This window comes from Streptomyces sp. NPDC054961 (assembly GCF_053609145.1).
This window is the reverse complement of sequence record NZ_JBSGWY010000008.1, coordinates 130,152-150,884: the sequence shown is the minus strand read 5'-3', so window position 1 is coordinate 150,884 and position 20,733 is coordinate 130,152. Positions and strand designations below refer to the sequence as shown.

Below are 20,733 nucleotides of genomic sequence, written 5' to 3'. Positions count from 1 at the left end.
CCGGAGCCGGGTCCCGGCCGGAGCGGACCCGGGGCGGGCCCCGGGTCCCGGCGGGCCGTGGTCCTACTCGACGACCGCCATCTCCCGCGAGGCGTTGTTGAAGCTGCGGCAGCCGTTCTCCGTGACCGTGATGATGTCCTCGATGCGGACGCCGAACCGCCCGGGAAGGTAGATGCCCGGCTCCACGGAGAAGCACATGCCGGGGAGGAGGGGCTGCTCCTCGCCCTCGATCATGTACGGCGGTTCGTGCGTGGTGACCCCGATGCCGTGGCCGGTGCGGTGGATGAACTGCTCGCCGTAGCCGAACTCGGTGATCACCGCACGGGCCGCGCGGTCCACGTCCTGGCACGCGGCGCCCGCCCGGGCGGCCGCCACGCCCGCCAACTGGGCCTCGCGGACGATGTCGTGGACCCGCTGCTCCTCCTCCGTGGGCTCGCCCACGTGGACGGTGCGGGAGATGTCCGAGCCGTAGCCGTCCTTGAGCCCGCCGAAGTCGAGGACGACCATGTCCCCGTGCCGGATGACCCGGTCGCCGGCCTCGTGGTGCGGGTTGGCGCCGTTGGGACCGGAGCCGACGACGGTGAAGTCGACCTGGGAGTGGCCGTGGACGCGCAGCAGCGCGGCCAGGTCGGCGGCGACGTCGCTCTCCCGCCGGCCGGCGAAGGGGACGTGCAGGATCTGCGCGTACGCGGCGTCCGCGGCCTCTCCGGCGGCCGCGAGCCGGGCCAGCTCGCGCTCGTCCTTGACCGCCCGCAGCATGGGCAGCCCGTCGGACAGCGAGACGTACGAGGTCGTCGGCAACTCCTTCTGCAGGCCCAGCAGGTGCAGCGCCCAGGTGTTGTCGCTGACCCCGAAGCGCCCGGCCACGTCGAGCAGCGGGGAGGCGGCGGCGTACGGGCTCTTCCCGTCGGTCCAGTCGCGCAGGGTCAGCGCACCCGCGCCGGGCGCCTTCGCCGCGTCGGGGGCCTCCAGCGCGGGGACGACGAGCACGGGCTCCTGGCCGGCGGCGAGGACGAGCAGGGTCATCCTCTCGGTGTCGACGGGCCGGTAGCCGGTGAGGTGGGTCAGGTCGGGCCCGGGCGAGATCAGCAGACCGGCCAGGCCCGCGTCGGCGGCGGACTGCGCGGCGGCGGCCATCCGGGCGGCGTAGTCGGCCGCCGTGAAGGGATCGGTGTCGTGGGAGCGGTCGTGGGAGCGGTCCTGAGCGGGCCCGCGAACGGCCTCGTGATCGGAATCGTGGTCCATACGGGGATCCTGCCGTGAGCCGCGCGCGGAGGGCAGGGGCCGCGCCGGACCGGAGCCCGGCACGGACGCCGTCCCCCCGGGCCGCCCCGTGGTGCCGCCCGATAAGGCGTCGCGGGAGGACCGCGCTGATCGGCTATGCTGTGCATGCACATCGACCGGGTGGTTCCGCCGCCCGTCGTGGTGGGTGTAGCTCAGTTGGTAGAGCACCTGGTTGTGGTCCAGGTGGCCGCGGGTTCAAGTCCCGTCACTCACCCTGTTGATCCCGTAGGGGGTACGAGGTTCTCCTCGTACCCCCTACGGGCTTTCCCTCTCCCCGCCCTCTCCCCGCCCTTGTGGCCGCCCCCCTCCCCCACCCGCGCCCGCCCGCGCCGCCGTGCCGGGCGCCACGCGTCCTGGCAGGATCGGCGCCATGAAGAGCGACATCCGGGTCGCCCTCGCCGTGTCCCTCGGCATCGCCGGCACCCCGGCGCTGCTCCTGGCCGTCCTCCTGGCGGCCGCGGTGTTCGGGGGCACGGTGTGGCTGTGGCCCCGGCTCGCGGGACGGGGTGCGCGGGCGGTGCTGGGGCGGGCCGGGCTGCAACTGGCGATCACCCTGACCATGGGGGTGCCGCTGCTGCTCGCGGTGAACTCCTCGTACGGCTTCTACGGCTCCTGGCGCGACCTGCGGTCCTCCCGGCTCGACGGGCCGGCGCCCGCGGGCACGGACCCGTCGGGGCGGGACGGGCTGCTGGTGCGGGGCACGCGCTCCTGGCGGTACGAGGGCTCGGACGACCCGGCGGTGATCGGCCGGGTCGAGGCGGTCACGCTCCGCGGGGCGCACAGCGGGCTGTCGGCGCAGGCCTACGTGTACCTCCCGCCCCAGTACCTGCCGGCCACGGCCCGGCGGCGGGAGGAGTTCCCGGTGGTGCTGGTCATGAGCGGGTTCCCGAGTACGACGCGGGTGCTGCTCGACCTGTTCCGCTACCCGCGGCTGGCGCTGGACACGGTGCGGGCGGGCAGGATGCGGCCGTCGGTCCTGGTGCTGACGACTCCGACGGTGGCGCCCCCCAGGGACACGCAGTGCGTGGACGTGCCGGACGGGCCCCGGGTGGAGACCTTCTTCGCCCAGGACCTGCGCGCGGCGGTGGCCTCGCACTACGGGCTCACGCGCGACGCCCGGGGGTGGGGCGTGATGGGCCGTTCGGTGGGCGGCTACTGCGCGCTGAAGCTGGCCCTGCGCACGCCGGACGCGTACCGGGCGGCCGCCGGGCTGTCGGCCTCCTACGCGGCGGCGAAGGACGCGGCCACGGGCGACCTGTTCGGGGGCGACCCGCGCTACCGGCAGGAGAACGACCTGCTGTGGCGGCTGCGGAACCTGCCGCAGCCGCCGGTGTCCCTCCTGGTCGCGAGCGGCCGGGCGGGCGGGGACCCGTACGCGCGGACGCAGGAGTTCATCGAGGCGGTGCGGCCGCCCGCCCGGGTGTCGTCGATGGTCCTGGACCGCGGCGGCCGCGACGAGACCTGGTCCCGCGAGGTCCCGGCGGCACTGGAGTGGCTGGTGGGCCGCCTGAGCCCGCCCTGACCCCCCGCCCCGGCTCCTCGAAATGGCGCCGTACGTCCTGCCCGCCGGCCCTACGATCGGACCGTGAAACCGACACCATCCGTTGCCGTGCGGTGCGTCCGGGTCCGCGACGGGGCAAGCCGTGACGCTCACCCGCACCACCCGTCGCGCTACGAGATCACCGACGCGGGCGAGCTCGCGGAGGTCCTCGCCGTCTGGCCCGCCGAGCAGGTCCCCGAGCGGTCCCCCGAGCGGGGGGCGCCGCCCCGCTCCGACATCGATTTCACCTGCTGCGAGGGCGAGGCCGACCCGTTCGACCACCCGGGCGACCCCGCGATCCGCCACGTCCCGCCCCACCGGCCCGGGCCGCTCTCCCGGCTCCTCGATCCGGGCGCGTCCGACGGCATCCCGGCCCGGCACCGGGCCCGGTGGGCGGCCGACGCCCCGGAGCCGCTGCGCGCCTACGCGCGGGCCCTGGCCCTCGGCGGGGATCCGGCGCCGCCGGCCGGGATCCGGCTGTCCGCCGCCTTCTCCTGGCAGGGCGCCGTACGCGCGACCCCCACGGACGCGGCCTCGGTCCTCGCGGAGCTGGCTCCTCGGCGCCTGCTCGTGGGCGCCGCCACCGCGGACCTGGCGTGGGCGGTCCGGGAGACCGACCGCGACGGACTCGGCGCGGCCGTGCGGTTCTTCGCGAGCGAGGAGTTCACCACCCGCCACCCCAAGCGCCGCCGCGTCCCGGACACGGCCCGCGACCTCCTGCTCCGGCACGCCCGCAGCCACCGTCCCCAGGACCTCCCGGTCCTGGAACGGCGGCTGCTGCGCGTACCGGACGACCGGGTCAGACGGTCTTGATCGCCGGGTCCGAGACGCCCGTGGCGCCCGTTTCGACGTGCCCGGCGAAGCGGCGCAGGAAGGTGGTGTCCGCGTCGGAGACGACCTTCACGTCGTACCAGCGGGCCGTGGCGCGCAGGTCCACCGTGTACGGGACCGTCGCGCCCGGGTTGACCTTGAAGGTCTGGGCCGAACCGCCGTAGGCGTTGGTGACGGTCAGGTTGACGGCCGTCGTGCCGCCGTTGGCCAGGGACAGGACCAGGTTGCCGGAGGTCCCGTCGTGGCGGGCGGTGACCTCGGGGCCGGCCTTCTTCGCCGGGCCCTTCCAGGTGCGCAGGAAGCCGTTCGGGCCCCAGACCGTGAGGTTGACCTGGTTGCCGGTGGAGCCGCTCGTGCTCCAGGTGTCGGCGAGGGTCTTGCCCGCCTCGACCGTGTAGGGCCACGGGCCGTCCGTGCGGTTGCCCGAGGTGCTGTGGAAGTGGGCGCCGAGGGAGGGCCCCGAGGAGAAGGTCAGGGTGAACTGGCCCGTGGAGACCGTGGCCTTGCCGTCCACGAAGGGGACGTAGCCCAGCGCGCGCGTCGGCTTGGCGCCGGCCTCCTGCTTGGGCAGGGTGCCCGTGACCGGCGGGACCGGGTGGTAGGACGGGTGGGCGTTGTGGTCCCGCGGGAGGTACCCGGCCGTGGGCGGCAGGGCCGCCGGGGACGCGTCGGCCCTGCTGAAGTCGAAGGCCGAGGTCAGGTCGCCGCACACCGCGCGCCGCCACGGCGAGATGTTGGGCTCCTGCACCCCGAACCGCTTCTCCATGAAGCGGATCACCGAGGTGTGGTCGAAGGTCTCGGAGCAGACGTAGCCGCCCTTGCTCCAGGGGGAGACCACGATCATCGGGACGCGCGGGCCGAGCCCGTAGGGGCCGGCCGCGTACCCGCCGCCGCCCGCGTAGAGGTCCTTGGTGACGTCCGCGGTCGACAGGCCCCAGGCCGAGGAGGCCGGCGGGTACGGCGGCACGACGTGGTCGAAGAAGCCGTCGTTCTCGTCGTAGGTGATGAAGAAGGCCGTCTTCGCCCATACCGCCGGGTTCGCGGTCAGCGCGTCGAGCACCTGCGCGATGTACCAGGCGCCGAAGTTCGTCGGCCAGTTCGGGTGCTCGCTGAACGCCTCGGGCGCCGCGATCCACGAGACCTGGGGCAGGGTGCCGTTCACCACGTCGGCGCGCAGCTTGTCGAAGTAGCCTTCGCCCGCCTTGGCGTTGGTGCCCGTCCGCGCCTTCTCGTACAGGGCGCTGCCCGGCTGGGCGTTGCGGTACGCGTTGAAGTACAGCAGCGAGTTGTCGCCGTAGTTGCCCCGGAAGGCGTCGCTGATCCAGCCCCACGAACCGGCCGCGTTCAGGCCGTCGCCGATGTCCTGGTAGATCTTCCAGGACACCCCGGCCGACTCCAGGCGCTCGGGGTAGGTCTTCCAGCCGTAGCCGGCCTCCTGGTTGCCGAGGACCGGGCCGCCCCCGACGCCGTCGTTGCCCGTGTGACCCGACCACAGGTAGTAGCGGTTGGGGTCGGTGGCGCCGATGAAGGAGCAGTGGTAGGCGTCGCAGACCGTGAAGGCGTCGGCGAGGGCGTAGTGGAACGGGATGTCGTTCCGCGTCATGTACGACATGGTCGTGGCCGTCTTGGCCGGGACCCACTTGTCGTACTTGCCGTTGTTGTACGCCGCGTGGCCTCCGGCCCAGTCGTGGTTGAGGCCCTCGACGAACTGCATGCCGAGGTCGTTGACCTGCGGGTTGAAGGGGAGGACGTCCTTCACCCCGTTGGACTGGTAGAAGACGGACTTGCCGTTGTCCTGCAGGACCGGACGCGGGTCGCCGAAGCCCCGTACGCCCTTCATCGAGCCGAAGTACTGGTCGAAGGAACGGTTCTCCTGCATGAGCACGACGATGTGCTCGATGTCCTGGATCGTTCCGGTGCTGCCCTGCGCCGGGATGGCGGCGGCGCGCGCGATGCTCTCGTTCAGCATCGCGACGGCGGCCGAGCCGCCCGCTATCTGCAGGAACCTGCGGCGGTTCAGTTCTGCCATGGTGTCGACGACCTCTGCGGGGTGAGACGGTGCGGGGCTGGAGGGAAGCTGTGCGGCAGCGCCCGGGGCGCCCCAAGGACAGCGGCCCCGGGGTACCGGTCGGCATTGCTTGCGTGACAGTGGGCCGTACACCTGGAGAACGGAAGACCTCGTAGGGCGTTTCATGGCTCCGGGATCGCCTTTCGTCCCGTGCCGCACACCCGCCCCGGCTGCGTCAACTCGCCTCACGGGCACGCGTGTCGGCGTTGTCGTGAGGCCGGAGCGAGCGAGGGGAGGCGGCGGCCGTGGCACGCGATGCCGGCCTGGACGCGGTGCGGCGACACCTCGACGGCCAGGTGCGGCGCACGGACGCGCTCGCCGACCGGATCGAGGCGGGATGGCAGGGCGAGACGGGCAAGGCCTACCGGGATCCGCACCGGGCCGCCGCCGAGGACGCCGTACGCATCCGGGAGATCAGATCCTCGTGGTCCTCGAGGAGGCCGTCCGCAGGGGCCGCGACGGGTTCACCCGGCAGGAGCTGGACGTGCTCCGGGCCTTTCGCACGGTGCGTGGTGCGGTCGACGTCGCCCACGCAGTGGACCGGCTCTCCGGGGGCACCGCCCCGTGGGCGCCGCGCAGCGCCCTTCTGGACTGCCGGCGCACCCGGCCCTGGGCCATCGCCGCCGCCGAGCACCAGCTCCGCGCGGACGCACGGAACCCGCCGGGCCGGCTCCTGCCGTGCCTCGGCGGGTTCTCCCCCGTGCCCGGCGCCGGCCTGCCGGACCCGGAGATCCAGGACTGGCTGCCGCGGCGGGCCGTCCCGGCTCCGGTGAGCCGTGCGGACCGGCGGGCCGCCGCTCCGCTCAGGCTCCCGCGGTCCCGCCCGCGGGGGTGAGCCGCAGGGAGATGCTGTTGATGCAGTAGCGCTGGTCCGTGGGCGTCGGGTAGCCCTCGCCCTCGAAGACGTGGCCCAGGTGGGAGCCGCACGTCGCGCAGAGCACCTCGGTGCGGACCATGCCGTGCGCGACGTCCGCCTTCAGTTCGACCGCGTCGGAGTCCTTCGGGTCGAAGAAGGACGGCCAGCCGCAGTGCGACTCGAACTTCTCCGTGGAGCGGAACAGCTCGGAGCCGCAGCCGCGGCAGGCGTAGACGCCCTCGGTCTTGGTGTCCGTGTACTCACCGCGGAAGGCGGGCTCGGTACCGGCCAGGCGCAGCACCTGGTACTCGGCCGGGGTCAGCTCGGCCTGCCACTGCTCGTCCGTCTTCTCTACCTCGTACGACATGACTCTCCCGCTCCCTCGAAACCGACTCGGAACCGACCGGGCACCGCTCGGGGCCCGTCAGCCCGCCAGACGGGCCAGGATGACCGGCCCGAGGTCCGTGACGTCGCCCGCACCCATGGTGAGAACGAGATCGCCGGGCTTGGCCATTCCCGCGATGACGTCGGCGACGGCGTCCTTGTCGTGCTCGGGGGTGACGTCGGCGCCCGCGGCCCGGGCGGCGTCGATGATGATCTCGCTCGTGATCCCGGGGACCGGGTCCTCGCGCGCGGGGTAGATGTCGAGCACGACGGAGGCGTCGGCGAGGGCGAGGGCCGTGCCCATCTCCGTGCCGAGCTCCTGGGTGCGGGAGAAGAGGTGCGGCTGGAAGACGACCAGGATGCGGGAGTCCCCGGCGGCGCCGCGGATGGCCTCCAGGTCGGCGGTCATCTCCGTGGGGTGGTGCGCGTAGGAGTCGATCACCTGGACGCCGGCCGCTTCGCCCTTGAGCTGGAGGCGGCGCTTGACCCCGGTGTACTTGCCGAGGGCGGAGGCCAGGTTGTGCGCCGGGATGCCGAGCGCGACACCGGCGGCGAGGGCCGCGACGGCATTGTGCGCGTAGTGGCGGCCGGGCACCGAGACGGTGAAGGTGAGCATCCGGCCGTCGATGACGACGGTGACCTCGCTGGTCAGGCCGCGCGGGGTGATCTTCGCGATCCGGACGTCGGCCTCGGGCTCCTCGCCGTACGTGACGACGTTCAGCCCGTCCTTGCCGCGGACCCGGCCCGCGATCTCGGCGGCTCCGGCCTGGCCGTGGGCGATGACCAGGGTGCCGCCGTCGGGGATCTTGCCGACGAAGGTCTCGAAGGACGCGTAGATCTCCTCCACCGACGCGTAGTTGGCGTGGTGGTCGAGCTCGGCGTTGAGGATGATCGCGACCTGCGGCGTGTACGTGTGGAAGCTGCGGTCGCTCTCGTCGGCCTCGGCGACGAAGATGTCGCCCTCGCCGTGGTGGGCGTTGGAGCCGGGGGCGTCCAGGTCCCCGCCGATGGCGTACGAGGGGTCCAGCCCCAGCGCCGAGAGGGAGACGGCCAGCATCGAGGTGGTGGTCGTCTTGCCGTGGGTGCCGGCGACGGCGATCGGCCGCAGGCCGTCCATCAGGCCGGCCAGGGCGTCGGAACGGTGCACGACCGGGATGCCGAGCTCGGCGGCGCGGGCCAGCTCCGGGTTGTCGGCGCGGATCGCGCTCGAGACGACCACGCAGGTGGCGTCGTCGGCGAGGTGACCGGCCTCGTGCCCGATGTGGACCGTGGCGCCGTGGACGCGCAGCGCCTGGGCGGTCTCGGAGTCACGGGAGTCGCTGCCGGCCACCTTCGCGCCGCGCTGCGCGAGGATCTTCGCGATGCCGGACATGCCGGCGCCGCCGATGCCGATGAAGTGGGGCCGTTCCATGGCGGTCGGCAGGCCGGGCTTCATTCAGGTAGCTCCAGGTTCGAGTGCGTGCGGGCAGCCGGACACGGCGGTCCGGCTGCTGCCCACCCTATTCCTTGTGGGCGAAGAGCTTGAGCACCGGAACGCCGACCTTGTGCCGCGCCCGCGAAGCCCAGTCCCGGTGGAAGAACTCCTCCACGTAGTGCGGGGCGGTCAGAACGATCACCTCGTCGGCGCCGGTCTCGTCCACCACCGCCTTCAGCTTGTCGAGGGGGTGGTCCTCGATGATCTGCCCGACGGCCTTGGCGCCCTTGGTGCGCAGCGACGCGAGGGAGTGTTCGAGAGCCAGTTCGGCGGGTCCCCGGGCGGCGTCGCCCTCCGGTTCGTCACCCTCGCGGATGGCCTCGGGCAGCTCACCGAGCGCTACGTCGTCGATGGCGCGCAGCAGCCGGTCACGGTCGCCGCGGGGTTGCATGAGGACGACGAAGGAGACCGACTCGTCTCCGTGAAGGGTCGTGACGAAGTCCACGTCGACCGGGGTCAGCGGCTGCTCGATCATCAAAACGCTCGTGAACACGGACGCCCTCTCCTTCGTGGGCCGGGGCCGGCCGGCCGGCGGCCCCTGCGGAAACCATCCTGCCCCGCTGTCGCACGGAGCCTTGCGCGGATATACCTGCCCAGTCATCTGCCCCGCGGAAGCCAAGCGGAACAACAAATTCCGCTTCTTGCCTCAGATCCGACGGTAACGCGTGAAAAGGAACCCGGCCTCTTCCAGTACGCAGGCCGGCGCGAGCCGGTGCGGAACCGTGACGGACGGCCCGCCGGAGATCCTCTGGGCGTCGCCGGCGGTGAGCATCGGCGAGATCGTCAGGCAGAGCTCGTCCAGTGCGTCGGCGGCCACGAACTGGCCCAGCAGCCGGGGTCCGCCCTCGGTGAGCTGGCGGCGCAGCCCGCGGTCCGCGAGCTCCCGTACGGCCCGGGCCGGATCCACCGCGGTCCCGTCGCCGGCCACCACCACCTCGGCCCCGGCCTTGACGGCCTCGGCCACGCGCCCCGCCGGGGCGGCGGCCCCGGTGACCACCAGGGTGGGCACGAGCGGGGAGGTGAACAGGGGCAGCGAGAAGTCCAGCTCCAGGCTGGCGGTGATCACGGCGATGGCGGGGGCGGGCCCCTGGCCGGAGGCCGCGCGGCGGTCCGCGAAGGCCTCCCGGGCCCGCGCGGGGCGGTACCCCTCCTGGCGAACCGTTTCCGCGCCGACGACCACCACATCGGCCAGCGCCCGCAGGGTGCCGAAGATCTTCATATCGGTCTCGCCGGAGATGGGCTGCGAACGCCCGTCGTGCTGGGCCGCGCCGTCGAGCGTGGACACCATGTTGGCCCGGGTCCAGTGGCCGTCCGGGCCGAGGGAGGGGTACGCGTACGCCTCGGCGAGCTCGTCCAGCGACCACTCCCGGTCGGTCTGGTCTGCTGATGTCTGATCGGTCACAGGGAACAGGCGTCGCATCGGTGCAGTGTGCCACGCCCCGTAGAGTGATGAGCTGTGTCAACATCACTCTCGCCCTCAGCGTCAGCCTCCGGGCGGCCCCCGATAGCCGACGCGGGACCGCAGTCCCTGTGCGCCCGTGAGCCGCGGGTGCCCGCCGAACGGCTGGTGGCCGAGATGGTGCCGCCGCCGCGCTTCGACTCGGTGCGCTTCGACACCTACGACCCGGACCCGGCCCAGCCGAGCCAGTCCGAGGCCGTCTCCGTCCTCGCCGGCTTCGCCGCGGGACTGGGCGGCGCCCACGCCACCGGCGCGGGCAAGCGCCGCTGGTTCGCGAAGAAGCCGATGGCCCCCACCGCCCCGCGCGGGGTCTACCTCGACGGCGGCTACGGCGTGGGCAAGACCCACCTCCTCGCCTCCCTCTGGCACGCCACCCCGGCCGAGCCCGCACTCAAGGCCTTCGGCACCTTCGTGGAGCTGACCAACCTCGTCGGCGCGCTCGGCTTCCAGCAGACCGTGCAGACCCTGGGCGGACACCGCCTCCTGTGCATCGACGAGTTCGAGCTCGACGACCCGGGCGACACCGTCCTCGTCTCCTCCCTGCTCAGCCGCCTGGTCGAGCAGGGCGTGGCGCTGGCCGCCACCTCCAACACCCTGCCCGGCAAGCTCGGCGAGGGCCGGTTCGCCTCCGCCGACTTCCTGCGGGAGATCCAGGGGCTCTCCGCCCACTTCCGGCCGCTGCGCATCGACGGCCAGGACTACCGCCACCGCGGCCTGCCCGAGGCCCCGGCGCCCTTCTCCGACGAGCAGGTGGCGAAGGCCGCGTACGCCACCGACGGAGCGAGCCTCGACGACTTCCCCGGCCTCCTCGAGCACCTGGCCCGGGTCCACCCCAGCCGCTACGGGGCCCTGACCGACGGCATCACGGCCGTCTGCCTGACCGACGTCGGCCCGGTCCCGGACCAGTCGACGGCGCTGCGCCTCGTGGTCCTCGCCGACCGGCTCTACGACCGCGAGGTACCGGTCCTGGCCTCCGGCGTCCCCTTCGACGAACTGTTCAGTGACGAGATGCTGAACGGCGGCTACCGCAAGAAGTACTTCCGGGCCATCTCGCGGCTCACCGCCCTGGCACGCGACGCGAAGCCCCTGGTGTCCCAGTAAGTTGGGGAACGCCGGCCCGCTTTCCGGGCCGGCCGTTTCCACTTCCGTGAAGGGATCCACCATGGCTGCCACACGCAACGCCCACGCCGTCTGGGAAGGCGACCTGTTCGAAGGCAAGGGCGTCGTCACGCTCGACTCGTCCGGCCTCGGCAGCTACCCCGTCTCCTGGCCCGCGCGGACCGACGAGGAGGCGAACGGGCGCACCAGCCCGGAGGAGCTCATCGCCGCCGCGCACTCCAGCTGCTTCAACATGGCCTTCTCCAACGGCCTCGCCAAGGCGGGCAACCCGCCCGCCAAGCTGACCACCTCGGCCGCCGTCACCTTCGTGCCGGGCAAGGGCATCACGGGGATCCACCTCACCGTCGAGGGTGAGGTCCCGGGCCTGGACAGCGACGCGTTCGTCGCCGCCGCCGAGGACGCGAAGAAGAACTGCCCGGTCAGCCAGGCCCTGACGGGGACGACCATCACCCTGACGGCCACCCTCGTCTGACCCCCGGCGGCGCCGTACCGCCGCCACCCCGTTCCACCGTCCCGGCCCCGGAGGCTCCGCCTCCGGGGCCGGGGTGCGTGCGGGGCCGGATCCGCGCGCGGCCGTCCTGGGCGATAATTATGGATACAGTGTTGCCGTTATTACCGCGTGGGTGACGCACCGAACGGAAGGCAGCGCAGTGAACGCTACGAACGCGACCGTGGACGCCGATGTGATCGTCGTCGGCGCCGGGCCCGTCGGCCTGGCCCTCACCCTCGACCTGGCCCGCCGCGGAGTCGCGGTACGGCTCCTGGAGCGGTCGCCGGGGACCTTCGGGGGATCGCGCGCCAAGGGGATCCAGCCGCGGACGCTGGAGGTGTTCGACGACCTCGGCATCGCGGACGGGGCCCGCGCCGCCGGGGCCCCCTATCCGCCGATGGGCCTCCACCTGGGCCCCTTCACCAAGACCTGGCGCATGCACCGGTCCGCTCCCGAGAGCGCCGCCACCCCCTACCCCGACATCCTGCTGCTGCCGCAGTACGCCACCACCGCGCTGCTGCGCGACGCCGTCGAACGCCTCGGCGTGCGCATCGCCTTCGGCACCGGCGTCACGCGGATCGACCAGGGCGCCGGGACGGCCGTGGTGACGCCCGACGCCGGCCGGCCCCTGCGGGCCCGCTACGTCGTGGGCGCCGACGGCGGCGCCTCCACCGTCCGCAAGGCCGCGGGCATCCGCTTCGAGGGCTCCACCGACGAGACCGACCGCATGATCGTCGCGGACGCGGCCGTCGACGGCCTGTCCCGCGACCGCTGGCACGTGTGGCCCCGTCCGGGCGGTCGCACCGTCGCCGCCTGTCCGCTGCCCGGCGGCGACCGCTTCCAGCTGATGTTCCACCTGCGTCCCGAGGACCCCGCCGGACCCGCCGACCTCACCGAGACCGCCCTCGCCGCCCTCCTGCGCCGCCGCGTGAGCCGCTCCCTCACCCTGCGCGACGTCACCTGGTCCTCCGTCTTCCGCCCGAACGTCCGCCTCGCCGAGCACTACCGCCGGGGCCGCCTCCTGCTGTGCGGGGACGCCGCCCACGTCCACACCCCCGCCGGGGCACAGGGCCTGAACACCGGCGTCCAGGACGCCCACAACCTCGGCTGGAAGCTCCAGCAGGTGCTGGCCGGGGCTCCCGAGCCGCTCCTGGACAGCTACGAGGGCGAGCGCCGGCCCGTCGCCGCGCGCGTCCTGGGACGCTCCAGCGAGCTGTACGAGGGCCTGCGCCGGGTCCGTCCGAGCCAGCTCACCCGCGGCCAGGAAGAGCACCAGTTGTACCTCTCCGTCGCCGGCGGTCCGCTGGCCCCGGCCGACGGCCCCCGGACCGCCACCCTGCGCTGCGGCGACCGCGCCCCCGACGCCCTCCTGCCCGGCCCCGCGGACCCCGTCGGCGCGGCGGGACCGGGACGGGGACGGCTGTTCGACCTGTTCAGGGGCCCCCATTTCACCGCCCTCGCCTTCGGCGCGCGCGCCGCGGCCGGGCTGGACCGCCTGGCCTGGCCCGCCCAGGGCGCTCCGCTGCTGCGCCGCACCGCCGTGGCGCACACCTCCGCCCGCACCCCCGAGGAGGCGGCCCTGCTCGCCCTCTACGGCATCACCGAGGACACCCTGGTGCTCGTCCGGCCCGACGGCTACATCGGCTCCATCGGGCACACCTCCGCCCCGGGCGCCGAGCCGGGCCTGAGCGCCGCCGTCCGCTCCATGACGCCGGGTGGCCGGGCGGCCTGACACGGGCTCCGCCCCGGTGGGCGGCCCCGGGCGGGCCGCTCCCCCGGCCGCCCCGGACCGCCCCCGGACCGCCCCCGGACCGGCCCGGCACGGTCCTGCCGGTACGGTGGCCGGGACACCGCCCGCACACCACCGAAAGGCGCCGGCTCCATGGCTGCCGACCCGCCGGCCCTTCCGGGCAGCCCGGACTGGTGGGCCACGCGCCCCGTCCCTCCCGCCACCCCGGAGGGCCCCCGCCGTGGACGGCCCGCACTCGACACCGGCCGGGTCATCGACACCGCGCTGCGCCTCGTCGACGAACACGGCGCCCAGCAGTTCTCCCTGCGCATGCTCGCCGACGCCCTCGGCTCCGGAACCGCCACGCTCTACCGCCACTTCGCCGGCAAGGACGAGATCCTGGCGTACGTGGTCGACCGCGTACTCGGCGAAGCCGACCTGACGGACCTGTCCGGCGCGGCGGCCCCCGCGGCAGGCTCCGGCCGCGACGCCGACACCGACGCCGACACGGACGCCGGCCCCGGCGCCACCTGGCAGGGGGCCCTGACGGCGACGGCGCACCGGCTCTACGGGGCCCTGCGCCGGCACCCCGACGTCCTGCCCCTGCTCATGGCCCAGGTGCCGGTCGGCCCGCACGGCCTCGCCCAGCGCGAGCGCGTCCTGGGCGCCCTCCTCGGGCACGGCCTGCCCGTGGACCTCGCCGCCCGCGCGTTCACCGCCGTCGGCCACTACGTCATCGGCTTCGCCGCGCAGCAGCACGGCCCCGCGGCGGCCCCCGAGAACGGTCCGCGGCTCGCCGCCTTCTACGGGCGCCTCGACCCCGCCGCCTACCCCGCCCTGACCGAAGCCGCCCCGGCCCTCACCTCCGTCCCCGTCGACGAGGAATTCCGCTTCGGCCTCGCCCTCCTCGTCCACGGACTCGAACAACTGCACCCGGCTCCCGTACCCCTGCCGCCGACGGAGTGACCCCGCCACCGCGTCGCGGCTCCCGCCACCGCGCCGCGTGATACCACGGCCCGGTCGTACGTCCTGCCCCACCGCCGGGAGTTGCCGATGCGCGCCGTCCGTCCGATGCCGCCGATGCCGCCGAACGCGCTCAGCCGGCGCAGCCTGCTCGCCGCCGGCGGCATCGCCTTCAGCGGAGCACTCGGCGCGCTCTTCCCCTCCGGCGGAGCCGCCGCACCGGCCGCCGCCCGCGGTTACGGCCCGCTCGTACCCGATCCCACCGGGCTGCTCGACCTGCCCGCCGGGTTCGGCTACCGGGTGCTCTCCCGCGCCGGGGACCCGCTGCGCTCCGGCGAGGGCACCGTCCCCGCCAACTGCGACGGCATGGCCGCCTTCGCCGCGGGAGACGCCGGACACGGCGGACACGGCGGACACGAGCGAGACCGCGGAAGCGGCGTCCGGCTCGTGCGCAACCACGAGAACCGGACCACGGCCGCCCTGCGGGTACCCCTCGTCGAAGGGCTCACGTACGACCCGCACGCACGCGGCGGCTGCACCGTCCTCGATCTCGACCCGGCCGGCCGGGTCACCGGCGAGCGCGTCGCCCTCGCCGGTACGGCCGTCAACTGCGCGGGCGGCCGCACCCCTTGGAACACCTGGCTGACCTGCGAGGAGACCGAGGACCGGGCGGGCACCGCCGGCTACACCCGCGACCACGGCTTCGTCTTCGAGGTCGACCCGGCCGACCCGCGCCGTTCGGGGGCCGTCCCGCTCACCGCGATGGGCCGCTTCGCGCACGAGGCCGTCGCCGTGGACCCGTACCTCGGCGTGGTCTACGAGACCGAGGACGCCTTCGTCGAACCCTTCGGCCTCTTCTACCGCTTCCTGCCGGCCCGCCCCCTCGGCGGCCTCGGCTCCCTGCGCGCGGGCGGCGCGCTGGAGGCCCTGCGGGTCCCCGGCCTGCCGAACCTGGCGGTGGTGGACGAGCCCGGGGCCCAGTTCCCGGTGGAGTGGGTCCCCGTACCGGACCCCTCGGCGTCCGGGACCCCGATCCGGCTCCAGGACTTCGGACCCGGCGGGATCACCCACGCGCAGAAGCTCGAGGGCTGTTACTGGGGCGGCACCGGCGTGCACTTCGTCTCCAGCTACTCCCGCAGCAGCGAGGGATCCCCCGCCGACCACCACGGGCAGGTCTGGTTCTACGACCCGCTGCGCGCCCGGATCCGGCTCGACGTGGTGTTCGGCCCGGCCACCGACGTCCAGCTGCCCGGCGACTCCCCCGACAACATCTGCCTGGCGCCGGACGGCGGGCTGATGGTGTGTGAGGACGGCGGCGGCGCGCAGTACGTCTTCGGCGTGACCCCGGGCGGCGAGGTCTACCCGGTGGCCCGCAACGCGGACGACATCGGCACGCCGGGCGCCCCGGAGTGGGGGGAGTTCGCGGGCGTCACCTTCTCCCCCGACGCCCGGACGATGTACGTCAACGCGTACGCGCCGGGGACCACCTTCGCGGTGACGGGACCGTGGCGGTAGGCGGTCCGCACACCGCCGCTGGAGCATCTGGAGGACATCGCGCCGCGGTACCCGAAGGGTGACTTCGGCGTGAAGGAGTGCCGCACACGCTGGCCCGCCACTTAGTCATATATTTTGCTTATGTGACCATCTCAGTGCGTAGGACGGCTGCCGTCGCGGCCCTAGCAGCTCTCAGTGCCGCCCTCACCGCGTGCGGGGGCGGCACCGGTACGTCGGACCCCGGCGGCCGGGCCCGGATGGGAGCCTCCGCGGCGCCCTCCGGTGCGGCCTCCGCCCCGGCCGCGGACTCCGCGTCCGCGGCCCCGCGGTCGAGCCCCCCGAGCGGCTCGGCGGCGGCCCCGCAGGCCGGCGCTCCGGGCAAGGCGCCGACCATGGCGCCCGGTCCGGGCGGGCTGACCCCCGTCTTCGAGCGGGCGAAGCAGCACACCGACAAGACGGTGGCGCTGACCTTCGACGCCGACATGACCTCCGACCAGGGACCGCGCGCGGCGAACGGCGAGCACTTCGACAACCCCCAGCTGATCTCCACGCTCCGCACGCTCAAGGTGCCCTCGACGGTCTTCATGACGGGCCGTTGGGCCGAGGAGTACCCGGACCAGGCGAAGTCCATCGGCACCGATCCGAACTTCGAGATCGCGAACCACTCGTACAGCCACCACGCCTTCAAGGCTCCCTGCTACGGGCTCCCCACCCTCGACGAGGCCGCCGCCCGCGCCGACGTGGACCGGGCCTTCGAAGCGTTCCGCAAGGCCGGGGCCGTCAACACCGTCCCGTACTTCCGCTTCCCCGGCGGCTGCTACGACGACCAGGCGCTGCGCGCCCTCTCCACCGCCAAGGTCACGGCCGTCCAGTGGGACGTGGTCAGCGGGGACGCCTTCGCGAAGGATCCGGTCGCGGTCGCGGAACAGGTGCTGTCCGGGGTCAAGCCCGGCTCGGTCGTGGTCATGCACTGCACGCGCAGCGCGGCGCCCGTCACCGAGGAGGCCGTCCGGACGATCGTGCCCGAGCTGCGCAAGCGCGGCTACCGCTTCGTCAAGGTGTCCGAGCTCATCGGGAAGTAGCCCGGCGGCGCGCGGCGGGAAGGCGGGGAAGCGAGGCGGTCCTCAGCCGGAGCAGGCCGTGCGCTGCGCGTCCTGCCACTCGCACACCGGGCACAGCACCACGCCCGGTGTCGCGACCCCGTACTCGGTGGGCTTGCCGCACTCCACGCAGTCCGCGTACGGCGGCCCGGCCACCCGCCCGGCGGGGGCCGCGGGGGCGGGGCAGTACGAGGTGTCCTGCGCGCCCTGTTCCCTGTGCTCAGTCCGCTCCATGACCACGAGCCTACTCACCTCCGCGGCGCCCCGGGGCCGGGGCCGGTCGGTGCGCGGCGCACCGCGCCCGGCCCCGCCCGGCCGGGACCCCCGCGGCCGCGCCCCGGGGGCGGGGGCTGGCATCCTTGGCCGGATGAGCACCGAGCACACGCACCCCTCCGCGGACGCCTCCGAACCGGCCGGGTCACCCGCCCCGGCCCCTTCTCCCGTGCCCGTGCCCGTGCCCGCGGTCGGGTCGGACAGCCCGTTCCGGCCGGAGCGGATCGCACGCGACGAGGCGCCGCAGTTCGTGCTGCCCCTGGTCGTGCGCATCGAGAAGACCGCGCCGCCGGCCCGGACCGACGCGCTGGAGACGGCGGCGCGCGCGGTGCTGGTGCTGCTCACGGACGAGCGGTCGACGGGCGAGGGCGAGTGGGCCGAGGCGGTGCGGGACTGGCAGGACGCCCGGATCCGCAAGGTGGTGCGCCGGGCGCGCGGCGCGGAGTGGCGCAAGGCCGGGACGCTGCCGGGCCTCACGGTGCTGGGTGACGTGTCGGAGGTACGGGTCTTCCCGCCGGTCCCGCTCGACGGCTGGCCCAAGGAGCTGGCCAAGCTCCAGGTGTCGGGCACCGATCTGGACGACCCGGAGCCGGCCGGTCCGCCGGAGGCCGGACTGCCCGTGCTGTGGCTCAACCCGGACCTGGACATGTCCGCCGGGAAGTCCATGGCCCAGGCCGGCCACGCGGCGCAGCTGGCGTGGTGGGAGCTGACCGGCGCGGAACGTGCCGCGTGGCGGGACGGCGGCTTCCGGCTGGCCGTGAGGACGGCGGCGCGCGAGCGGTGGGCGGAGCTGTCCGGGAGCGGGCTCCCGGTGGTGCGGGACGCGGGGTTCACGGAGATCGCACCGGGCTCGTGCACGGTGGTCGCGGACCATCCCGCGCTGCGCGCGCGGCTCTGAGCGGACCGCCCCTCACGCGGCTCGGCCCCCGGCTCCGCCTTCCGGGCGCCGTCCCGTCGGATCCCGGCCTGATCCCGGTCGGATCTCGTTCCCTTCGGACCGGGCCGGGACGGGAACCTCAAATGTTGCTCTGAACGTCTCCCCGGGCGGTTGGCTCGACTCCGCTGGGGCCATGACATCGGCAGACGGACCGATGAGGGGGGCGAGGGGACATGAAGCCCATGGCACACCTGGGGGTGGGCATCGGCTGGCGGCCGGAGATCGCGGACGCCGTGGAAGGCCTGCCCGGCCTGGACTGGGTCGAGGTGGTGGCCGAGAACATCTGCCCCGGCCACCTCCCGGAGCCGCTGCGGCGGCTGCTGGAGCGCGGGGTCCGCGTGGTGCCCCACGGGGTCTCCCTCGGGCTGGGCGGCGCCGACCGCCCGGACCCGGGGAAGCTGGCCGCGCTCGCCGAGCGGGCGGTGGTGCTGGGGGCGCCGGTCGTCACCGAGCACATCGCCTTCGTACGGACGTCCTCGGCCGTGCCGGGGCCGGCGCTCGAGGCCGGACACCTGCTGCCCGTGGCACGGACCTGGGACGCGCTGCACGTGCTCTGCGAGAACGTGCGGATCGCGCAGGACGCGCTGCCGGTGCCGCTCGCGCTGGAGAACATCGCCGCGCTGGTGTCCTGGCCCGGGGAGGAGCTCACGGAGGGGCAGTTCCTGACGGAGCTGGTGGAGCGTACGGGCGTGCGGCTGCTGATCGACGTGGCCAACCTGCACACGAACCGGGTGAACCGGGGCGAGGACCCGGCGGCCGTCCTGGCCGGCATCCCGCTGGAGGCGCTGGCGTACGTCCACGTCGCCGGTGGCGTGGAGCGGGGCGGGGTCTGGCACGACACGCACGCGCACCCGGTGCCGGACGTCGTGCTCGACGTGCTGGCGGAGCTCCGCTCCAGGGTGGACCCGCCGGGGGCGCTGCTGGAACGGGACGACAACTTCCCGCCGGACGGGGAGCTGGAGGGTGAACTCGCGGCGATCCGCCGGGTCCTGGACTCCGCGGGGCCCGCCCGCCCCTCCCCCACCCGTACCGCGGCCGCGGCGGCGTCCGCGGCGCGGACCGGGGAACGACGCGCGACGGCAACGGCGGGGTCGACGGCGACGGCGACGGTATCGGCGACGGCGGATCCCGCACCCGGGGACGCCTCCGCCGGGCCGGAGCCGGGCCTCGAACGGGCCCGGACACGGGTCGCGATCGGACAGGCGGCCCTGCTGTCGGCGCTCGTCGCCGGCACCCCCGTCCCCGAGGGGTTCGACCGGCAGCGCGTCCGCGTGCAGGCGCGGGCGCTCGCGGCCAAGCGGGCCGGGGTCGTGGCCCGGCTGGCCCCGGAGCTCCCCGAGATCCTGGGCGGCGAGGAGCCCTACCGGAAGGCCTTCCTCGGCTACGCCCGGAACCGGCCCCTGACCGCCGGATACCGGCGCGACGCACTCGACTTCGCCGAGCACCTGCTGATCCAGGACCTGCCCGCCGATCGCGCCGCCCGGCGCCGGCTCACGCGCTGGTGGCAGGACCGGGCCGGGCCGCGGCCGACGCACCGCGTGGTGCGCTGGGCCCGCGCGCTGACGGGGAGAGCCGCATGACCTTCTTCGACTGGTGCGCCGTCGCCATCTGGGCCGGCGTCATCCTCTCCAGCGTGCGGCTCCTGCGCGGCCTGCGGCGGTCGCGGCCGTCCACCCTCGGCCCGGCCCCCCGCCTGCACGACCTGTCCGAGGCCGCGTTCATGGCGGGCGGCCCCGGCTCCGTGGTCGACGCGGCGCTCGTCTCCTTGCTCTGCGACGGCCGGATGGTGGTCGGCGGACCGGGGATCGTCCAGGTACGACCGGGGGTGCGGGCCGGCGATCCCGCCGAGCGGGCCGTGCTCCAGGCCCAGCAGGGCGCTCCGTCGGGGTGGCTCTACCAGATCCGCTACGCCGCCATGCGCGACCCCGCCGTCCAGGAGATCGGCGACGCGCTGGCCGCCCGCGGGCTGATCGCCCCGCCCGTCGGCCGGCGCGCGCGGCGCCGCCACGGGGTGATCCAGGCGGTGGCGTGCGGTGTCCTGCTGATGCTGTCCCTGCCGCTCACCTTCGTCGCCCTCGCCCTCTCCCTGCAGGAGGAGTCCGAGACCTTCCACCTGCCGTTCATCGTCGAGGTGTTCCCCGTCCTGCTGGGCGGGATCGCCCTGGGCATCGCCGGTACCTCCCGCACCCGCCGGCGCGTCACCCGGCCGGGCGCCGCGGCGCTGCGCGACATCCGCGCCCACTACCGGACCGACCAGAGCCCGTACGTCCAGACCTCGTTGTTCGGGCTGCGCGGCCTGCGCGATCCGTATCTGCGCGAGCAACTGGTGCCGGCGGTCCGCGGGACGCGGCTGGCGGCGGCCCAGGCCGGTGCGCGTACGAGGAGTTCCGGTCACGTGGGCACGGACACCGTCTGGGCGACGGGCGCCGAGGCGATCCCCGTCGTCTGGTGCGCGGGCGGCGACGGCGGCGGATCCGGAGGGGCGAGCTGCGGATCCGGTTCGAGCTGCGGATCCGGTTCGAGCTGCGGTTCTTCCGGGGCCGGCTGCTCCTCGGGGTCGAGCTGCGGGTCCTCCGGGAGCAGCTGCGGGAGCAGCTCCTCGAGCTGTTCCAGTGGATCGAGTTGTAGCAGTTCGTCCGGTTCCAGCTGCTCCAGCAGTTCGTGACCGTCCATCACGGACCCGTGACGAGCTGCTCACACCTGCGGCAGACCCCTATGCCGGGCCCTTCCAC

General features: G+C 74.3%; 19 protein-coding genes and 1 tRNA gene. 13 read left to right on the top strand and 7 right to left on the bottom strand.

All coding sequences use genetic code 11. The features are described from left to right. Positions 1-63 precede the first annotated feature (63 nt). The gene (locus tag ACWF9Z_RS10990) at positions 64-1,137 is read right to left on the bottom strand and encodes an aminopeptidase P family protein (protein WP_453600311.1); all 1,074 of its coding nucleotides are present in this window, start codon (positions 1,135-1,137) and stop codon (positions 64-66) included. Positions 1,138-1,425: 288 nt separating this feature from the next. Here ACWF9Z_RS10990 and ACWF9Z_RS10985 point away from each other — a divergent pair. The 3 genes from ACWF9Z_RS10985 to ACWF9Z_RS10975 all read left to right on the top strand — a co-directional run bounded on the left by ACWF9Z_RS10985 (position 1,426) and on the right by ACWF9Z_RS10975 (position 3,637). After that, positions 1,426-1,498 (top strand) — tRNA-His (locus ACWF9Z_RS10985). 156 nt (positions 1,499-1,654) lie between these two features. Next, a complete protein-coding gene (locus tag ACWF9Z_RS10980; protein WP_453600166.1) occupies positions 1,655-2,806 on the top strand; it encodes an alpha/beta hydrolase in 1,152 nt (383 codons plus the stop codon). A 63-nt stretch (positions 2,807-2,869) separates the two neighbouring features. Then, positions 2,870-3,637 (top strand): hypothetical protein, encoded by a 768-nt coding sequence (locus ACWF9Z_RS10975; RefSeq protein ID WP_453600163.1) that lies wholly within the window; start codon positions 2,870-2,872, stop codon positions 3,635-3,637. Here ACWF9Z_RS10975 and ACWF9Z_RS10970 read toward each other — a convergent pair. Then, entirely contained in the window at positions 3,624-5,684 is a 2,061-nt protein-coding gene (locus ACWF9Z_RS10970) for a phosphocholine-specific phospholipase C (RefSeq protein ID WP_453600161.1), read from the bottom strand. The two genes, ACWF9Z_RS10975 and ACWF9Z_RS10970, sit on opposite strands and share 14 nt — an antisense overlap. A gap of 463 nt (positions 5,685-6,147) precedes the next feature. Here ACWF9Z_RS10970 and ACWF9Z_RS10965 point away from each other — a divergent pair, with 463 nt between their 5' ends. Further along, complete coding sequence (locus ACWF9Z_RS10965) at positions 6,148-6,558, top strand: hypothetical protein (RefSeq protein ID WP_453600158.1); 411 nt, start codon at positions 6,148-6,150, stop codon at positions 6,556-6,558. Here ACWF9Z_RS10965 and msrB read toward each other — a convergent pair. The 4 genes from msrB to ACWF9Z_RS10945 all read right to left on the bottom strand — a co-directional run bounded on the left by msrB (position 6,527) and on the right by ACWF9Z_RS10945 (position 9,857). Continuing rightward, positions 6,527-6,946 (bottom strand): peptide-methionine (R)-S-oxide reductase MsrB, encoded by a 420-nt coding sequence (msrB, locus tag ACWF9Z_RS10960; protein ID WP_453600156.1) that lies wholly within the window; start codon positions 6,944-6,946, stop codon positions 6,527-6,529. The genes ACWF9Z_RS10965 and msrB overlap by 32 nt on opposite strands. 57 nt (positions 6,947-7,003) lie before the next feature. Next, positions 7,004-8,398, bottom strand: a complete 1,395-nt coding sequence (gene murC / locus ACWF9Z_RS10955) for a UDP-N-acetylmuramate--L-alanine ligase (protein WP_453600153.1) — start codon at positions 8,396-8,398, stop codon at positions 7,004-7,006. 64 nt (positions 8,399-8,462) lie between these two features. After that, positions 8,463-8,930, bottom strand: coding sequence for an indole-3-glycerol phosphate synthase (locus ACWF9Z_RS10950; RefSeq protein ID WP_453600150.1), 468 nt, complete (start codon positions 8,928-8,930; stop codon positions 8,463-8,465). A 153-nt stretch (positions 8,931-9,083) separates the two neighbouring features. Further along, positions 9,084-9,857, bottom strand: coding sequence for a pyrimidine reductase family protein (locus tag ACWF9Z_RS10945; protein WP_453600147.1), 774 nt, complete (start codon positions 9,855-9,857; stop codon positions 9,084-9,086). A 36-nt stretch (positions 9,858-9,893) separates the two neighbouring features. Here ACWF9Z_RS10945 and zapE point away from each other — a divergent pair, with 36 nt between their 5' ends. The 6 genes from zapE (at position 9,894) to ACWF9Z_RS10915 (ending at position 16,773) form a co-directional block, all read left to right on the top strand. Continuing rightward, the gene (gene zapE / locus ACWF9Z_RS10940) at positions 9,894-10,997 is read left to right on the top strand and encodes a cell division protein ZapE (RefSeq protein WP_453600145.1); all 1,104 of its coding nucleotides are present in this window, start codon (positions 9,894-9,896) and stop codon (positions 10,995-10,997) included. Between the two features lie 61 nt (positions 10,998-11,058). After that, positions 11,059-11,487, top strand: coding sequence for an OsmC family peroxiredoxin (locus tag ACWF9Z_RS10935; protein WP_215022642.1), 429 nt, complete (start codon positions 11,059-11,061; stop codon positions 11,485-11,487). Positions 11,488-11,665: 178 nt separating this feature from the next. Continuing rightward, positions 11,666-13,237, top strand: coding sequence for an FAD-dependent monooxygenase (locus ACWF9Z_RS10930; RefSeq protein WP_453600140.1), 1,572 nt, complete (start codon positions 11,666-11,668; stop codon positions 13,235-13,237). Between the two features lie 150 nt (positions 13,238-13,387). Further along, positions 13,388-14,200: a TetR/AcrR family transcriptional regulator gene (locus ACWF9Z_RS10925; protein WP_453600137.1), complete on the top strand. Its 813-nt coding sequence runs from the start codon at positions 13,388-13,390 to the stop codon at positions 14,198-14,200. 105 nt (positions 14,201-14,305) lie between these two features. Beyond that, the gene (locus ACWF9Z_RS10920; protein ID WP_453600308.1) at positions 14,306-15,712 is read left to right on the top strand and encodes an alkaline phosphatase PhoX; all 1,407 of its coding nucleotides are present in this window, start codon (positions 14,306-14,308) and stop codon (positions 15,710-15,712) included. A 122-nt stretch (positions 15,713-15,834) separates the two neighbouring features. Continuing rightward, on the top strand, positions 15,835-16,773 hold the full coding sequence (locus ACWF9Z_RS10915) for a polysaccharide deacetylase family protein (RefSeq protein WP_453600134.1): 939 nt from the start codon (positions 15,835-15,837) through the stop codon (positions 16,771-16,773). 42 nt (positions 16,774-16,815) lie between these two features. Here the strand turns inward: ACWF9Z_RS10915 and ACWF9Z_RS10910 are convergent, their stop codons facing one another. Then, a complete protein-coding gene (locus ACWF9Z_RS10910; RefSeq protein WP_453600132.1) occupies positions 16,816-17,025 on the bottom strand; it encodes a hypothetical protein in 210 nt (69 codons plus the stop codon). A gap of 133 nt (positions 17,026-17,158) precedes the next feature. Between ACWF9Z_RS10910 and ACWF9Z_RS10905 the strand changes: the two genes are divergently transcribed. The 3 genes from ACWF9Z_RS10905 (at position 17,159) to ACWF9Z_RS10895 (ending at position 20,666) form a co-directional block, all read left to right on the top strand. Continuing rightward, a complete protein-coding gene (locus ACWF9Z_RS10905) occupies positions 17,159-17,962 on the top strand; it encodes an aminoacyl-tRNA hydrolase (RefSeq protein ID WP_453600130.1) in 804 nt (267 codons plus the stop codon). A 212-nt stretch (positions 17,963-18,174) separates the two neighbouring features. Beyond that, on the top strand, positions 18,175-19,581 hold the full coding sequence (locus ACWF9Z_RS10900) for a multinuclear nonheme iron-dependent oxidase (RefSeq protein WP_453600128.1): 1,407 nt from the start codon (positions 18,175-18,177) through the stop codon (positions 19,579-19,581). Beyond that, positions 19,578-20,666 carry a TIGR04222 domain-containing membrane protein gene (locus ACWF9Z_RS10895; RefSeq protein ID WP_453600125.1) on the top strand — a complete coding sequence of 363 codons (1,089 nt, stop codon included), beginning with the start codon at positions 19,578-19,580 and terminating at the stop codon, positions 20,664-20,666. The genes ACWF9Z_RS10900 and ACWF9Z_RS10895 overlap by 4 nt, the downstream gene beginning before the upstream one ends. Positions 20,667-20,733: the final 67 nt, after the last annotated feature.

Excerpts from the sequence above, each read along its gene's own strand:
- ACWF9Z_RS10990 (WP_453600311.1), bottom strand. The coding sequence starts at position 1,137 with ATGGCCGCCGCCGCGCAGTCCGCCGCCGACGCGGGCCTGGCCGGTCTG.
- ACWF9Z_RS10980 (WP_453600166.1), top strand. The coding sequence starts at position 1,655 with ATGAAGAGCGACATCCGGGTCGCCCTCGCCGTGTCCCTCGGCATCGCC.
- ACWF9Z_RS10970 (WP_453600161.1), bottom strand. The coding sequence starts at position 5,684 with ATGGCAGAACTGAACCGCCGCAGGTTCCTGCAGATAGCGGGCGGCTCG.
- msrB (WP_453600156.1), bottom strand. The coding sequence starts at position 6,946 with ATGTCGTACGAGGTAGAGAAGACGGACGAGCAGTGGCAGGCCGAGCTG.
- murC (WP_453600153.1), bottom strand. The coding sequence starts at position 8,398 with ATGAAGCCCGGCCTGCCGACCGCCATGGAACGGCCCCACTTCATCGGC.
- ACWF9Z_RS10945 (WP_453600147.1), bottom strand. The coding sequence starts at position 9,857 with ATGCGACGCCTGTTCCCTGTGACCGATCAGACATCAGCAGACCAGACC.
- ACWF9Z_RS10935 (WP_215022642.1), top strand. The coding sequence starts at position 11,059 with ATGGCTGCCACACGCAACGCCCACGCCGTCTGGGAAGGCGACCTGTTC.
- ACWF9Z_RS10925 (WP_453600137.1), top strand. The coding sequence starts at position 13,388 with ATGGCTGCCGACCCGCCGGCCCTTCCGGGCAGCCCGGACTGGTGGGCC.
- ACWF9Z_RS10920 (WP_453600308.1), top strand. The coding sequence starts at position 14,306 with ATGCCGCCGATGCCGCCGAACGCGCTCAGCCGGCGCAGCCTGCTCGCC.
- ACWF9Z_RS10910 (WP_453600132.1), bottom strand. The coding sequence starts at position 17,025 with ATGGAGCGGACTGAGCACAGGGAACAGGGCGCGCAGGACACCTCGTAC.
- ACWF9Z_RS10905 (WP_453600130.1), top strand. The coding sequence starts at position 17,159 with ATGAGCACCGAGCACACGCACCCCTCCGCGGACGCCTCCGAACCGGCC.
- ACWF9Z_RS10900 (WP_453600128.1), top strand. The coding sequence starts at position 18,175 with ATGAAGCCCATGGCACACCTGGGGGTGGGCATCGGCTGGCGGCCGGAG.
- ACWF9Z_RS10895 (WP_453600125.1), top strand. The coding sequence starts at position 19,578 with ATGACCTTCTTCGACTGGTGCGCCGTCGCCATCTGGGCCGGCGTCATC.